General features: G+C 73.1%; 12 protein-coding genes. 2 read left to right on the top strand and 10 right to left on the bottom strand.

The annotated features are described in order from the left end of the window. Nucleotides 1–18: 18 nt before the first annotated feature. The 8 genes from Cs7R123_RS12210 to Cs7R123_RS12175 form a co-directional block, all read right to left on the bottom strand. The gene (locus Cs7R123_RS12210) at nucleotides 19–1431 is read right to left on the bottom strand and encodes an acyl-CoA carboxylase subunit beta (protein WP_212826149.1); all 1413 of its coding nucleotides are present in this window, start codon (nucleotides 1429–1431) and stop codon (nucleotides 19–21) included. Nucleotides 1432–1469: 38 nt separating this feature from the next. Beyond that, entirely contained in the window at nucleotides 1470–2696 is a 1227-nt protein-coding gene (gene fabF, locus Cs7R123_RS12205; RefSeq protein ID WP_212826147.1) for a beta-ketoacyl-ACP synthase II, read from the bottom strand. Between the two features lie 16 nt (nucleotides 2697–2712). Continuing rightward, entirely contained in the window at nucleotides 2713–2955 is a 243-nt protein-coding gene (locus Cs7R123_RS12200) for an acyl carrier protein (protein WP_212826145.1), read from the bottom strand. Nucleotides 2956–3015: 60 nt separating this feature from the next. Further along, complete coding sequence (locus Cs7R123_RS12195) at nucleotides 3016–3966, bottom strand: beta-ketoacyl-ACP synthase III (RefSeq protein WP_212826144.1); 951 nt, start codon at nucleotides 3964–3966, stop codon at nucleotides 3016–3018. Beyond that, nucleotides 3963–5129 carry an acyltransferase domain-containing protein gene (locus Cs7R123_RS12190; RefSeq protein WP_212826142.1) on the bottom strand — a complete coding sequence of 389 codons (1167 nt, stop codon included), beginning with the start codon at nucleotides 5127–5129 and terminating at the stop codon, nucleotides 3963–3965. Before Cs7R123_RS12190 ends, Cs7R123_RS12195 begins: the two co-directional genes overlap by 4 nt. A gap of 119 nt (nucleotides 5130–5248) precedes the next feature. After that, nucleotides 5249–6454: a CdaR family transcriptional regulator gene (locus Cs7R123_RS12185; RefSeq protein ID WP_212826140.1), complete on the bottom strand. Its 1206-nt coding sequence runs from the start codon at nucleotides 6452–6454 to the stop codon at nucleotides 5249–5251. A 286-nt stretch (nucleotides 6455–6740) separates the two neighbouring features. Further along, nucleotides 6741–7550 carry a hypothetical protein gene (locus Cs7R123_RS12180; protein ID WP_212826138.1) on the bottom strand — a complete coding sequence of 270 codons (810 nt, stop codon included), beginning with the start codon at nucleotides 7548–7550 and terminating at the stop codon, nucleotides 6741–6743. Between the two features lie 41 nt (nucleotides 7551–7591). Further along, complete coding sequence (locus Cs7R123_RS12175) at nucleotides 7592–8251, bottom strand: hypothetical protein (RefSeq protein ID WP_212826136.1); 660 nt, start codon at nucleotides 8249–8251, stop codon at nucleotides 7592–7594. A gap of 308 nt (nucleotides 8252–8559) precedes the next feature. Between Cs7R123_RS12175 and Cs7R123_RS12170 the strand changes: the two genes are divergently transcribed. Further along, a complete protein-coding gene (locus Cs7R123_RS12170; RefSeq protein ID WP_212826134.1) occupies nucleotides 8560–9144 on the top strand; it encodes a copper resistance CopC family protein in 585 nt (194 codons plus the stop codon). 86 nt (nucleotides 9145–9230) lie between these two features. Here Cs7R123_RS12170 and gltX read toward each other — a convergent pair whose 3' ends face one another. Next, entirely contained in the window at nucleotides 9231–10664 is a 1434-nt protein-coding gene (gene gltX / locus Cs7R123_RS12165) for a glutamate--tRNA ligase (RefSeq protein ID WP_280517291.1), read from the bottom strand. A 114-nt stretch (nucleotides 10665–10778) separates the two neighbouring features. Between gltX and Cs7R123_RS12160 the strand changes: the two genes are divergently transcribed. After that, entirely contained in the window at nucleotides 10779–11417 is a 639-nt protein-coding gene (locus Cs7R123_RS12160) for a pyridoxamine 5'-phosphate oxidase family protein (RefSeq protein WP_212826132.1), read from the top strand. Here Cs7R123_RS12160 and Cs7R123_RS12155 read toward each other — a convergent pair. After that, the gene (locus Cs7R123_RS12155) at nucleotides 11414–12988 is read right to left on the bottom strand and encodes a glycosyltransferase family 39 protein (RefSeq protein ID WP_212826130.1); all 1575 of its coding nucleotides are present in this window, start codon (nucleotides 12986–12988) and stop codon (nucleotides 11414–11416) included. The genes Cs7R123_RS12160 and Cs7R123_RS12155 overlap by 4 nt on opposite strands. Between the last annotated feature and the right edge of the window lie 38 nt (nucleotides 12989–13026).

Genomic DNA, 13026 nt, shown 5'->3' with positions numbered 1-13026 from the left:
GCTGCCCACCCTACGGTCTCAGAGGGGGATGTTGCCGTGGGCGCCGCGCGCCGCGGGCGCGCCCGCCAGTGCCGCGGCGATCCGCCGCCGGCTCTCCACAGGCTTGATGACGTCGTCGATCACGCCGATCTCCACGGCCCGGTGCACGCCACCGGCGACTCTCGTCTGCTCGTCGACCAGCCGCAGCCGCAGCTCCTCGCGCTGCTCGGCGGGGACGGCGGCGAGCCTGCGGCGGTGCAGGATGTTCACGGCCGCCCCGGCGCCCATGACGGCGACCTCGGCGTCCGGCCACGCGAAGACCGCGCTGGCGCCCAGCGCCCGGCTGTTCATGGCGATGTACGCCCCGCCGTACGCCTTGCGGGTCACCAGGGTCACCCGGGGTACCACCGCCTCGGCGAACGCGTGCAGCAGCTTCGCGCCGCGGCGCACCACGCCGTCCCACTCCTGGCCCAGGCCCGGCAGGTAGCCGGGCACGTCCACCAGCACGATCAGCGGCACGCCCAGCGAGTCGCACATGCGCACGAACCGGGCCGCCTTCTCGGCACTGGTCGCGTCGAGGCAGCCGCCCAGCCGCATCGGGTTGTTGGCCACGACGCCGACGGTGCGGTTGGCGAAGCGGCCCAGCACGGTCACCACGTTCGGCGCCCACTTGCCGTGCAGCTCGACGCCGGGGGCGTCCAGCAGCGCGCCGACCACCGGCTTCACGTCGTACGCCCGGTTGGTCTGGGCGGGCATGCTCGCCGACAGGTCGCGGTCGTCGGCGACGTCGGCGGGGGACAGGCGCCCCTGGGCGCCCAGCAGCTTGGCGAGCCGGCGGGCCTCGGCCAGCGCCGTGCCGTCGTCCTTGGTGGTCACGTGCACCACGCCGGAGCGGCGGCCGTGCGGATCGGGACCGCCCAGGCGCTCCATGTCGACCTGCTCGCCGGTGACGCTGCGCACGACCTCGGGGCCGGTCACGAAGATCCGGCCCGCGTTACTCATGATCACGATGTCGGTCAGCGCCGGCCCGTACGCCGCACCGCCGGCCGCCGGGCCGAGCACCACAGAGATCTGCGGCACCCGGCCCGAGGCGCGGACCATCGCGGCGAAGACCTGGCCCACCCCGTCCAGGGCGGCCACGCCCTCGGCCAGCCGGGCACCACCGGAGTGCCACAGCCCCACCACCGGCATCCGCTCCCGGACGGCGGCGTCGATCGCGTCCACCACGTGCCGGCAGCCCTCGGCCCCCAGCGCGCCACCCATCCGGGTGGCGTCGGTGGCGAAGGCGATCACCGGCGTGCCGTCGATCTCACCGCGGGCGCTGAGCACCCCGGAGTCGTCGGCGGCCGCCAGCGTGCGTACGGTGCCCGCGTCGAACAGTGCGCGCAGCCGTGCCAGCGGATCGCGGTGATCGACCGTCGACTCGCCGACGGACGCCGGGGTGGTGGCCATCCGGAACTCCTAGGGCAGTGCGGCCGCTCCGACCCGGATCAGGCCCGGGTGAAGATCAGCGCGACGTTGTGACCGCCGAAGCCGAACGAGTTGTTCAGCGCGGCAGGGATCTGCAACGGGCGGGCCTTGTGCGCTGCCACGTCCATCGTCAGGGCCTCGTCGGGGTCGTCGAGGTTGATCGTCGGCGGCACGACGCTGTCGCGGATCGCCAGGATCGTGGCGATCGACTCCAGCGCGCCCGCCGCGCCGAGCAGGTGCCCGGTCATCGACTTGGTCGCGGTCAGCACCGGGTGCTCACCCAGTGCGGCCCGCAGCGCCGCGATCTCCGCGATGTCGCCCACCGGGGTGGACGTGGCGTGCGCGTTCACGTGCACCACATCCGTCCTGGCGATGTCCGCGTCGCGCAGCGCCTTCGCGATGGCCCGGGCGGCGCCCGTGCCATCGGGGTGCGGCTGCACGATGTCGTACCCGTCGGAGGTCATGCCCGCGCCGGCCAGGCGCGCGTAGACCCTCGCCCCACGGGCCGCCGCGTGGTCGGCCCGCTCCAGGATGATGACGGCGGCGCCCTCACCCAGCACGAAGCCGTCCCGGCCCTTGTCCCACGGCCGCGACGCCTTCTCCGGCTCGTCGTTGCGCGTCGACATGGCGCGCATCGAGGCGAAACCGGCGATGGGCAGCGGGTGGATGACCGCCTCGGTGCCGCCCGCGATCACGACGTCGGCCCGGCCCGAGCGGATCATGTCGAGACCCCAGGCGATCGCCTCGGCGCCGGTGGCACAGGCACTGGTCGGGGCGTGCACCCCGGCCTGCGCGCCGTACTCCAGGCCGACGAAGGCCGCGGGACCGTTCGGCATGAGCATCGGCACGGTGTGCGGGCTGACCCGCCGCGCGCCGGACGCCTCCAGGATGTCGTCCTGGGCCAGCAGGGTCTGCGCCCCGCCGATGCCGGAACCGACCACGACGCCGAGCCGCTCCGGGTCCAGGCCCGCGGCGGCCAGACCGGAGTCGGCCCACGCCTCGGCGGCGGCGATGAGCGCCGTCGCCTCCGACCGGTCCAGCCTGCGCAGCTTCACGCGGTCGATGACCTCGCTCGGCTCCACCGCCAGCTGGGCGGCGATCTTCACGGGCAGCAGCTCGGCCCACTCCTGGGGCATCCTGCCCACCCCGGAGCGGCCGGCCAGCATCGCGTCCCAGGTGGACGCGACATCCCCGCCGAGCGGGGACGTCGCACCCAGACCAGTGACGACAACGTCAGGCTTGGTCACGTCAGTTCTCGCAACTTCAGGAGTTGGCGACGATGAAGGAGACGGCGTCGCCGACGGTCTTCAGGTTCTGGACCTCGTCGTCCGGGATCTTCGCGCCGAACTTCTCCTCGGCGGCCACGACGACCTCGACCATGGAGAGCGAGTCGACGTCGAGGTCCTCCGTGAACGACTTCTCCTCGGAGACGTCGTCGGGGTTCACGCCGGCGACCTCTTCGAGGATCTCGGCCAGGCCGCTGACGACCTCTTCACGAGTAGCCATGGAACTGTGTTTCCCTTCGGTTGGTGGTTGCGATCCGTCCCGCGACGCGGGCCGGTCGTATCAGGGGCAGCGGATTACCTGACCGGCATAGGTCAGGCCGCCACCGAAGCCGACGAGCAGCACCGGCGAGCCGGACCGTACCTCGCCGCGCTCGATCATCTTGGACAGGGCCAGCGGGATGCTCGCCGCCGAGGTGTTGCCCGACTCGATGATGTCGCGGGACAGCACCGCCGGGTCCACGCCGATCTTGCGGGCGAGCGGCTCGATGATGCGCAGGTTGGCCTGGTGCGGGACGAAGCCGCCGAGCTCGGCCGGGGTGACCCCGGCCTTCTCGCAGGCCTGCAGCGCGATGCTCGGGGCGGTGCCGGTGGCCCAGCGGAAGACCTTCTGGCCCTCCTGCACGATGTACGGCTGCCAGCCCTCGATCGCGATCGCGTCGCTGGGGTCCGAACCCCACACGACCGGGCCGACCCCGGGCTCCTCGCCCTCGGCGGTGGCCGACACGACCGCGGCGCCCGCGCCGTCGGCGAAGATCACGCAGGTGGACCGGTCGGACCAGTCGGTGATCTGCGACAGCTTCTCCGCGCCGATGACGAGCGCGTGCCGGGCGGCGCCCGCGCGGATCGCGTGGTCGGCGTTGGCCAGCGCGTACGAGAAGCCGGAGCAGGCGGTGTTCAGGTCGAACGCAGCGGCGCCCGCGATGCCCAGCTTTTCGGCGACCCGGCAGGCCACGTTCGGGCTGCGGTCGATCGAGGAGCAGGTCGCCACGATCACCAGATCGATGTCGGCGGCGGTCAGGCCGGACGCGGCCAGCGCCTTCTCCGCGGCGAACCCGGCCATGTCGGCGACGGTCTCGGAGTCGGCGATGCGCCGCTCCTTGATGCCGACGCGCGACTGGATCCACTCGTCGTTGGTGTCGACCATCTGCGCCAGGTCGTCGTTGGTGACGACCCGCGAGGGCTGGTAGTGCCCGAAGGCGAGGACCTTGCTGCCGGTGGCGGTGGTGCTCATGAATGCTCTCCGATCCGAGCGAGGGGCTGGCCGGGCGCGACCGGGTCGTCCTGGTGCGCCAGCCACTCGACGAGGTGGCCGGGCTGGTGCGCGGTGACGTCCACGCCGCCCTGCCGGGTGATGACCTGACCGATGACCTGCCCGGCCTTGACCTGCGTACCCACGGCGAGGTCGGGGGTCGGCTCGAAGGTGCCGGCGGTGGCGGCCACCACGATGCGCACGTGCGGGGTGGGCTCGTGCGACGGGCTCGAACCGTGCCGGGCGATGAGGTCGCGGGCCGCGGCCAGGTCGTCCGGGGTGTTCAGGTTGACGATCTCCGGGGTGCCGGTCTTCAGCTCGCGCTTGACCAGGCCCGTCAGCGTTCCCGCGGGCGCCAGCTCGATGACGGCGGTCACGCCGAGATCGGCCAGGGCGCGCATGCACAGGTCCCAGCGCACCGGCGAGGTGACCTGGCGGACCAGCCGGGCGAGCACCTCGGCGCCCTCGCCGACGGCGGTCCCGTCGGCGTTGGACAGCAGCAGGCGGTCCGGCTGCGCGGGGGTGATCCCGGCGGCGGCCGCGGCCAGCCCGGCCTGCGCCGGAGCCATGTACGGCGTGTGGAACGCGCCGGCGACCTGAAGCTTGATCACGCGGGTCTTCGCGGGCGGCGCGGCGGCGAACGCGTCCAGCGCGCTCAGCGAGCCGGCGGCCACGATCTGGCCCGCGCCGTTGCGGTTGGCCGGGTGCAGGCCGTGCGCGGCGAGCGCGGCGATGATCTCGGCCTCGTCGCCGCCGAGGATGGCGGCCATGCCGGTGGGTTCGAGGGCGCACGCCGCGGCCATCTCCCGGCCGCGTACGCCGGCCAGCGTGACCGCCGCCTCCGGGGTCAGCACGCCCGCCAGCGCGGCGGCGCCGAGCTCGCCGACACTGTGGCCGGCGGCGACGGACACGTCGCCCATGGGCAGGTGGCCGGCGGCGAGCAGGGCCGCGGCCACCAGCAGCGGCTGGGTCTTCGCGGTGTCCTTGATCTCTTCAGCATCCGCCTCGGTGCCCAGATGCACCAGGTCCACCCCGGCAAGGTCCGACCAGGCGCGCAGGCGCGCCTCGGTTCCCTCGAGGTCGAGCCACGGTTTGAGGAAACCTGGTTTCTGGGCACCCTGGCCCGGGGAGAGTACGGCGAGCACGTATTCCACCCTGAGGGATCACGGGCGGGCGCGCCGTTGCCGCAGATGACTAAATCCTCCTACCGTTCTTGTGGGTACTGAACAAAGATCGGTAGGAGGGGGCGGAATTCTGTCCCGGTTTAGGAGTTCTTGGTGGCCTGTTCGCCCTGCGTACCAGGCTCCAGCCGGCCGAGCGCCAGCGCGATTTTGAGGGTGAACGCGTCACGGGGAGTCAGCGGCGCGAACCCTGTGACCTCAGCCACTCGCCGCAAACGGTAACGCACCGTGTTCGGATGTACGAACAGCGCCCGCGCCGTCGCCTCCAGCGCCCCGCCGTGGATCAGGAACGCGTCCAGCGTCTCCAGCAGCTCCCCGCTGGTACGCGCCAGCGCCCCGTACGCCGAGTGACGCAGGATGCGCCGCGCCTCCCCGTCGCCCGCCAGGGCCCGCTCGGCCAGCAGATCGTCGGCGCCGACCGGCCGGGGCGCCGCGGGCCACGCCGGCGCCGCCCGGTAGCCCGCCATCGCCGACCGAGCCGACTCGGTCGCCGCCTCCAGCGCCGGCACCGCCGGGCCGACCACCACCGGCCCCGGCCCGAACGCGGGCAGCAGCCGCTCGGCCGCCGACAGCGGGTCGACCGCACCGCCGACCACCACGACCAGCCGGTCCCCGTGTACGCCGCCCAGCACCTCGACGTCGGCGCGCCGCGCCGCCCGGTGCACCCCGTGCAGCACCACCGCCGCCTCGCCGCCGGGGGAGCGGCCGACCACGACCACCACCGGCGGCGCGTCGGTCCAGCCCAGCGCGGCGGCCCGGCTGGCCAGCACGTCGGCGGAGTCGCCGCGCAGCAGCGCGTCCACCAGCAGCGCCTGCAACCGGGCGTCCCAGGCGCCGCGGGACTCGGCGGCGCGGGCGTACACCCGGGCCGCGGCGAACGCGACCTCCCGCGAGTAGCGCAGCACCGCCTCGCGCAGCTGCTGCTCCTCGCCCTTGGCGGCCAGGTGCGGCACCTGCTCCTCGACGACGTCGATGGTCACCTTGATCAGGGCCACCGTCTGCTGGAGGTTGATGCTGCGCGCCAGCGCCCGGGGCGCGACGTCGAACACCTCGTCGGAGACGGCCTGCGGGCTGCCGCCGCTGCCGCCGCCCTGGCGCAGCCAGTTGACCAGCGACTGCACGCCCGCCTGGGCCACCAGCATGACCCAGGACCGCTGGTCCGCGGGCAGTTCCCGGAACCAGGGCAGGGTCTCGTCCATGCGCGACACGCTCGCGGTGGCCAGTGCCCCGGCGGCGCGCTCGATCTGGCGCAGCGTCGCGGCGAGCGGCTCCGGCCGCGCGAGGGTCATGCGCCCATGATAGGTAGCCCGCCGTCGGCGTTCCGGCCGTGGCCGCGGGCTCCGTCTTTCCAATAGACGTTGGCCTATCACATCGACTTCGATCTCGTCTCAGTCGACGTGATAGGCCAACGTCTATTGGAAAGCGGGCTGGGGAGGTTGCGTTCTTCGGGGTGTCCGGGGCGGGAGATCGCTGTTCGCGGTCAGAAGCCGCCCTCAGCGGCAAGGTCTCGACCGCAGACAGCGATCATCGCGGCGTGGCGCGGCGCGGCGCGGGGGCTGGGCTGGGCGGGGTGGGTCAGGGGTGGGTGGGTGGGGTGGGGTCGCTGCCGGGGTGGGTGGCGGGGTGGGGGTCGGCGTAGGTCGCCGGGTAGGCGGGGTCGGTGGGGGCTGCTGCCGGGTAGGCGGGGGTGGCTGCGGGGGCCGGGGTGGCGTGGCGGCGGCTGAGCCAGATGGCGAGCACGACGATGCCGACGACCACGGCCAGGCCCGCGACCCCGCCGACGACCGCGACGACCGCCAGCGGGAACGCCGGGCCCTCCTCGGCGACCGCCCGCAGCCGGTTGTTCTCGCCCAGGCCGAGGTTCCAGCTGACCCGGTGCCCGTCGACCTTCGCCTGCGCGTCGTGCTCGACGACGTCGCCGGGGAAGGTCAGCGCGATGGTGATCTGGATGCCGCTGAGGAACGGCCGCATCAGCTCGGCCTGGGCGCCGAGGCTGTTGGAGCCGGTCTTGAGGTCGGCCGTGAAGGTGTACTTCCCGTCGGCGTGCTCGATGTGCGGGGCGTCGGCCTTGCCGGAGTTGAAGGCCGCGAACGACAGGTCGTCGTAAATGATCTTCTTGCCGTAGAACTTGCCGTCGTCGTACACCTCGGTGCGGGAGCCCTTGGGCAGGTCCTTGACGCTGTCCTCGGCGCCTTCGAACGCCTCTTCGGGGCTCTTGCCGCTCATCATCAGCAGCGACCGGTCCAGCGCGACGACGACCGTCCCGTCCAGGGTGTCGTTGCTGTTGACGGTGAGGTCCATGTCGAGCTTCATGCAGCCGGACAGGCCGAACGCGACGAGCGCGAGGGCGGCCAGGGCGCGCAGAGGTCTACGGAGCTGTCGCATCGGGCCAGTATCCGCGAGCCCGGCCAGGACCGGAAGCAGGGTCAGACGCGGCGGCGCAGCACGTACGCGATGGCGAAGACGCCGATGGCGATGACGACCACGACCGCGCCGTTGAGGCCCACGAACTTCTGCCAGTCGCCGACCATCGCCTCGATGTCGGGCTCGGCCAGCGGGCTCTCGACGGTGCCGCCGCCGCCCCCGCCCTCGTTCGGGCCGGGGGTGCCCAGGGCGACGCCCGCGGCGCGCAGGCTCGACGGCATGCTGAGGCGGCCGTAGAACCACGCGGCGGCGACCTTGCGCTTGTCGGGCTGGGCCTGCGGGCGGAAGACGCGCGGGCCGCCGGCGGCGGTGGGGTAGAGGTCGTAGGCCTGCTTGGCCGCGCCGTTGACCGAGGTGACGACGGTGAACTTGGGGCCGAGCTTGTCGGCGGCGGGCGCCTTGAGCGCCGAGGTACGGGTGGCCAGCCAGTCGACCTCGCTGATCAGCAGCGCGTACACCCGCTGGTTGTCGGTGGAGCTGATCGTCAGCGCAGTGGTGATGCCGTCGCCGCTGATGGCGATGGTCTTCACGTCGGGCGAGGCGCTGGGCTTGGGCACACCGGGCTTGGGCACGCCCGGCTTGGGCACGGGAGTGGGCGCCGCCACATGGGCCGCCGCGTGCGCCGCAGGGGCGCCGAGCAGCAACAGGAATGCCGTGAACATCCCTGCGATTACCTTCTGGCCAATGCTCCGGCCCATGCTCGCCCCGTTCGCTGCGTCACCTGAGGACAGTGTGACTGGTGATACGAGTCAAAGACCTGTGCGGAGGGCCTCAGGTTGCCGAATGGATAGTCACGTTTAGGACACGAATTCCGGAAGGCCCTCCGTTCCGGACTCCGCGTGATCGTGATGTGCGCCACGGGTGACGGTCGGCGAAGGAGTGACGGAAAGCGGCCCGCCCGCCGGGAACCAGGCGCCGGGTACGGTCGACCAACCCGCCGACACACCTGCCGACCGACTGGAGAACCGCCGTGACCAACCCCGTCCAGCGCACCCGCACCTGGGCGTACGCCCTCGTGGCCGCCGTGGCGGCTGCCCTGCTGGCGCTGGTGGCGCAGCCCGCCTGGGCGCACAACTCGCTGGTGTCGGCCTCTCCGGCCAAGAACGCCGCGCTGACCGCCCCGCCCGCGCAGGTGACGCTGAAGTTCCTGGCCACGCTCAAGAAGGACGGCGCCACGCTGACGGTGACCGGCCCGGACGGTGCGGTCGCGGCGGGCGCGCCCGCGATCAGCGGCAAGAGCATCTCGGCGCCGTTCACCGGCACGGCCGGTGGCGCGTACAAGGTGGCCTACGAGGTGTCCTCGGAGGACGGCCACGTGGTGAAGGGCTCCTACACGTTCACCCTGGCGGGGCAGGCCAGCCCGTCGCCGGTCACCGAGTCGGCGGCCGTGCCGAGCGCGAGCCCGGCGGCCGAGAGCCCGTCCCCGGCCCCGTCTCCGGCGCAGGCGCAGCCGAAGAGCGACGACGCCCCGTGGTGGCCCTGGATCGGCGGTGCGGTGGTGGCCGGGCTGCTCGTCGGCGGCGTGATCAACCTGGTGAAGCGGCGCCGGGCCTGACGCCGTACCCGCGAAAGAAGCCGTACCCGCGAAAGAAAGAGGCCCGCCGGTCGCGACCGGCGGGCCTCTTCTCGTCTTGTCCCTGCTCAGGCGGCGGGGGTGACCTTCGCCAGGCGGGCGAGCGTGCGCTCGCGGCCCAGCACCTCCAGCGACTCGAACAGCGGCAGGCCCACCGCGCGGCCGGTCACCGCGACCCGCACCGGCGCCTGCGCCTTGCCCAGCTTGAGCCCGTGCGCCTCGCCGACCGCGACCAGCGTGTTCTTGATCGACTCCGCGTCCCAGGACGGCAGGTCCCGCAGCGCCGCCGTCACGTCGGGCAGGATGCCCGCGTCCTTCGACGCCTTGGCCCAGGCCGCCTCGTCGAGCAACGGCTCGTCCAGGAACAGGAAGTCCACGTAGGAGACCACCTCGGACAGCAGCGCGATGCGGGTCTGCACCAGCTCGGCCACCTGCGCGAACACCGCCGGGTCGTACACGGCCGGGTCCCACGGCGGCGCGACGATGCCGTAGCCGCGCTCGGCCCGCTCGGCCTCGGTCGGGAACGGCCCGGTCAGCCACGGCGTGCACGCGTCGGTGAACTCCGCCGTGCTCAGCGCCCGGATGTACTCGCCGTTGAACGCGCGCAGCTTCTTCTCGTCGAAGAACGCCGAGGACGGGTTGACCTGCTCCAGGCGGAACTCATCCTCGATCACCGACCAGGGCACGATCTCGCGGTCGCCCGACGGTGCCCAGCCCAGCAGCATCAGGTAGTTGCGCATGGCGGCGGCGAGGTAGCCCTCGTCGCGGTACATCTCCAGGGCCACCTTGTCGCGGCGCTTGGACAGCTTCTGCCGCTTCTCGTTGACCACCACGGGCACGTGCGCCCAGACCGGCGGCTCGTGCCCGAGGGCCTCCCACAGCAGCTGCTGCTTGGGCGTGTTCGGCAGGTGCTCCTCGGCCCGGATCACGTGGGTGATCCCCATGGTCACGTCGTCGACCACGTTGGCCAGCAGGAACACCGGGGAGCCGTCGCCGCGCGCGATGACGAAGTCCTCGATCAGCTTGTTCTCGAAGGTCGGCTCGCCGCGGATCAGGTCGACGACCTTGGTGACACCCTCGTCGGGCGTACGGAAGCGCAGCGCGCGCCCCTCGCCCGGGGTGAGACCGCGGTCGCGGCAGAAGCCGTCGTATCCGGAGAACTTGTTCTCGGTGCGGGCCTGCACGTCGTCGCGGGTGCAGTCGCAGTAGTAGGCCCGGCCGGCGTCGAACAGCTGCTGCGCGGCCTTGGTCTGCTCGGCGAGGTACGACGACTGGAACAGCGGCCCCTCGTAGGTGTCGCGGGCGATGCCGATCCACTCCAGCGCCGAGAGGATGCCCTCGGTCCACTCGGGGCGGTTGCGCGCGGCATCGGTGTCCTCGATGCGCAGCACGAACACGCCGCCGTGCTGCTTGGCGTAGACCGCGTTCTGCAGGGCTGACCGGGCGCCGCCGACATGGAACATGCCGGTGGGAGATGGGGCGAATCGCACACGTACCGTCACGGCCTCCAGGGTACGGCCCGACCCCCGCCACCCCGCCACGAGGTTATCGGCACGCGGCGCGCGAGCTGCGCGGTCTACGCTCGGAGCGGTTCCCCACCGGAAGGAGCGTGCCGGATGCGCGCGGAGTACGTGGAGATCACCTCGGAGGACGAGCTGCGCGCGCTGCTGGGCGAGCCGCAACCCCGCTCGGTGGCCAAGGAGCGGTCCCGGCTGCACGAGATGGACCGGCGCTGGCTGGCCGCCGCGCCGTTCTGCCTGGTCGCGACGGCTGGCGCCGACGGCACCTGCGACGTGTCGCCCAAGGGCGACCCGGCCGGGTTCGCCCACGTCATCGACGACACGACGATCGCGATCCCGGAGCGGCCGGGCAACCGCCGCGCCGACGGCTTCCGCAACGTGCTGGCCAACCCGCACGTCGGGCTGCTGTTCCTGATCCCGGGGCGCACCGACACGCTGCGCGTCAACGGGCGGGCCCGGCTGCTGCGCGACGCCCCGTTCTTCGACGAGATGACGGTCAAGGGGCACCGGCCGCAACTGGCCCTGCTGGTGGAGATCGAGCAGGTCTTCCACCACTGCCCGAAGGCGTTCCTGCGCTCGCACCTGTGGCAGCACGAGGACTGGAACCCCGACGCGGTGCCCCCGCACCCGGAGATCATCAAGAGCGTCCAGTACACCGCCGAGTCGCTGGACGAGCTGCGCGAGTACTACGGCCCCTCGTACGCCGACCGGCTGTACACCGCGCCCAAGCCCTAGGGCCGGGGCGCGACCGCCGCAGGTTCGGCTCCGGCCGGGACCTGCGGCCTCGGCTGCGGTGAGCGCTCCAGCAGCACCACGGCCACGCCCTGGGTGCGCTGCTCGAACCGCGCGGTGAACTCGGTACGCAGCAGCTCGGCGCGGGTGGCGGGCAGCCAGCCGTACAGGTTGGGGTCCGGGGCCGAGGTGACCAGCCACAGCCGCCGCACGCCCTGCGCGCAGGCGGCCGGGTCGGCGCACTCCACCGCGTTGAAGGTGCCGGTGGCCTGAGCCGGGACGCTGACGAACACGTCCCTGGGCGCGGTGACGCCGCGCAGCTCGAAGGCCATGCCGCGGCGGAACACCCGGGGGCCGCCGTGCGAGGTGCCGCCGTAGGCGATGGCGTCGCCGGGCTCCAGCCGCGCCTTGATGATCGCCGCGGCGGCGCGCAGGTCGGCCTGGTTGCCCGCGGGCAGCGTGCGCGCGTCGACCTGGCCCGGCAGCGCGAGCCCGCCCAGCACCGCCAGGCCCGCGGCCACCACGATCCAGGCCCGGCCACTGCGCGGGGACACGGCTGCGAACCGGCCCTTGGCGGCGGCCACGAACGCGGTCACGGCCAGCGCCGCGCCCCGCCGCAGCGTCACCGAGGCCAGCAGCACCCACGCGGGCAGCGTGAACAGCAGATACCGCGACAGCATCAGGTTGACCGCCGGCGTGGCCGCCAGCACCACCGCGGGCGGCAGCAGCGCCCAGGCCATCAGCAGCCGGCGGCGCGGGTCGGCCAGCCGGATCGCGAGCACGCCCAGCGTCAGCACCAGCAGGCCGACGGTGAGGGAGCCGAACACCGCGGTGACGAACGAGCGGATCGACTCCTCCCGGGTCTCGATCCAGCCGATCTGCCGGGTCTGGCCCCGGCCGAGCAGCAGCAGCGGCACCACCGGCAGGCCGCCGCAGGCGGCGGCGACGGTCCAGTTGCGCACGGCGACCAGGCGCGGCGCGGCGGTGGCGAGCACCACCAGGGCGTGCGCGCCGAGCACGGTGAGCGCGACCAGGTGCGACCAGCCGATCAAGGTCACCACCAGGGCGTACGGCACCCAGCGGCGCACCAGGTCGGGCCGCTCCAGCGCGCGCAGCAGCAGCAGGGTCGCCCCGGCGGTGGCGGCCAGCGCGAACGCGTACGGCCGGGCCTCCTCGCCGTACCGGGAGATCGAGGGGAGCAGGGCGAACAGCAGGCCCGCGACCAGGCCGGTGCCCGGCGAGAACAGCTTGCGCCCGAGCGCGCCGATCAGGGCCGCGGTGAGCGCCATCGCCAGCGCCGAGGGCAGCCGCAGGCTGGTCAGGCTGTCCCCGAACAGGGTGATCCACGCGCGGGTGAACAGGTAGAACGGCGCGAAGACGGCATCTACGTTGGACAGCAGGTGCTTGAGGTCGGCGGGGGACAGGGTCGCCGCGTACCAGGTGGCGTACTCGTCGCGCCAGAGCGCGCGCCGGTCGTGCCCGAGCAGGACGGCGAGCAGGGTCGCGAGCGCGGGGGCCGCGACGGGCAGGCTGCGCATCAGCCGGTGGTCGGCGTGCACGGATGGGCGGGTCACGCGTTGTCTCCAGTGCGGGGCAGTGCGCCTGGCGGCGC

The organism is Catellatospora sp. TT07R-123, assembly GCF_018327705.1.
GTDB lineage: Bacteria > Actinomycetota > Actinomycetes > Mycobacteriales > Micromonosporaceae > Catellatospora.
Note: the sequence above shows the minus strand (reverse complement) of the source record. Positions and strands in the feature narration are given on the sequence as shown.

Coding starts and splice junctions, on each gene's coding strand:
- Cs7R123_RS12185 (WP_212826140.1), bottom strand. CDS start 6,454: ATGACCCTCGCGCGGCCGGAGCCGCTCGCCGCGACGCTGCGCCAGATC.
- Cs7R123_RS12175 (WP_212826136.1), bottom strand. CDS start 8,251: ATGTTCACGGCATTCCTGTTGCTGCTCGGCGCCCCTGCGGCGCACGCG.
- Cs7R123_RS12210 (WP_212826149.1), bottom strand. CDS start 1,431: ATGGCCACCACCCCGGCGTCCGTCGGCGAGTCGACGGTCGATCACCGC.
- Cs7R123_RS12180 (WP_212826138.1), bottom strand. CDS start 7,550: ATGCGACAGCTCCGTAGACCTCTGCGCGCCCTGGCCGCCCTCGCGCTC.
- Cs7R123_RS12160 (WP_212826132.1), top strand. CDS start 10,779: ATGCGCGCGGAGTACGTGGAGATCACCTCGGAGGACGAGCTGCGCGCG.
- Cs7R123_RS12200 (WP_212826145.1), bottom strand. CDS start 2,955: ATGGCTACTCGTGAAGAGGTCGTCAGCGGCCTGGCCGAGATCCTCGAA.
- Cs7R123_RS12195 (WP_212826144.1), bottom strand. CDS start 3,966: ATGAGCACCACCGCCACCGGCAGCAAGGTCCTCGCCTTCGGGCACTAC.